Below are 1,422 nucleotides of genomic sequence, written 5' to 3'. Positions count from 1 at the left end.
AGGATGACGGCGCGGTGGGGGTGGTGGGTGCGGGTGGTGGCCAGGGCGTGGGCGGTGGCGGTGAGGGTGTGGTGGGGGTTGGCGGTGAGGTGGTCGGCCAGGCGGGCGGCGTAGGCGGGTAGCCGGGTGGGGTCGGGGGCCGAGAGCAGCACCGGGACCGTGGGCAGGCCGGGGGAGTCTCCGTCGACCGCACCGGCGCCGCCGGCGGTGTGCGCCTCCTGGGCGGTGTCGTTGCGAGCGCTGCCTGTGGGCGCGGCCGCCTCGGTTTCCTCGGCGGCTGGGTCGGTGGTGGGGGTGTGTTCGAGGATGATGTGGGCGTTGGTGCCGCTGATGCCGAAGGAGGAGACGCCGGATCGGCGGGGCCGGTCGGGGTGCTCGGGCCAGGTGCGGGCTTCGTTGAGCAGGCGGACGTGGCCGGCGTCCCAGTCGATGTGGGTGGAGGGTGTGGAGGCGTGCAGGGTCTGGGGCAGCAGCCCTTCCCGGGAGGCCATCACCATCTTGATCACCCCCGCAACACCCGAGGCGGCCTGCGCGTGACCGATGTTGGTCTTGACCGACCCGAGCCACAGCGGAGCATCGGCGTCCCGGTCCCGGCCATAGGTCGCGAGCAGTGCATGCGCCTCGATGGGGTCGCCGAGGGTGGTGCCGGTGCCGTGGGCCTCGACCGCGTCGATGTCGCCCGGCTCCAGGCCGGCGTTGGCCAGCGCCTGGCGGATCACCCGCTCCTGTGACGGCCCGCTCGGCGCGGACAGTCCATTACTGGCGCCGTCCTGGTTGATGGCGCTGCCACGGATGACCCCGAGGATGCGGTGGCCATTGGCCTCGGCGTCCGACAGCCGCTCCAAGAGGAGCATGCCGATGCCTTCGGAGAACACGGTGCCGTCGGCCTCGTCGGAGAATGCCTTGATCCGGGCATCGCGCGCCAGACCGCGCTGGCGGCTGAAGTCCACGAGGAGTTCGGGGGTCGCCATGACGGTGACCCCACCCGCGAGTGCGAGGGTGCTCTCGCCGCGGCGCAGCGACTCACACGCCAGGTGGATGCCCACCAGCGACGACGAGCACGCCGTGTCCACCGTCACCGCCGGACCCTCCAACCCGAGGACATAGGCGACCCGGCCTGACATCACCGAACCCGCGTTACCGGTCTGGAGATACCCTTCGACCCCCGCTGAAAGCGCCGCGGTTCCGGTGCCGTATCCCGTCTGGGTGCCGCCGATGAAGACGCCGGTGGGCGACCCCCGCAGCACCGCCGGGTCGATCCCGGCCCGCTCCAGCACCTCCCACGACACCTCCAACAGCAACCGCTGCTGGGGATCCATCGCGACCGCCTCTCGCGGGCTGATCCCGAAGAACCCCGGATCGAACTCCCCGGCCCCTTCCAGGAACCCGCCCTCGCGCACATACGCCGTCCCCGCATGATCG

The 1,422-nt window shown here is 71.9% G+C and carries 1 protein-coding gene; it reads right to left on the bottom strand.

Annotation, left to right across the window (positions count from 1 at the left end; genetic code table 11):
• Window positions 1-1,400, bottom strand: a 1,400-nt coding sequence (locus ACFO4E_RS30015) for a beta-ketoacyl synthase N-terminal-like domain-containing protein (protein ID WP_378580697.1), incomplete at its 3' end; no start/stop codon positions are given.
• Between the last annotated feature and the right edge of the window lie 22 nt (window positions 1,401-1,422).

The organism is Nocardiopsis mangrovi (assembly GCF_042653925.1).
GTDB classification, from domain to species: Bacteria; Actinomycetota; Actinomycetes; order Streptosporangiales; family Streptosporangiaceae; genus Nocardiopsis_B; species Nocardiopsis_B mangrovi.
Note: the sequence above shows the minus strand (reverse complement) of the source record. Positions and strands in the feature narration are given on the sequence as shown.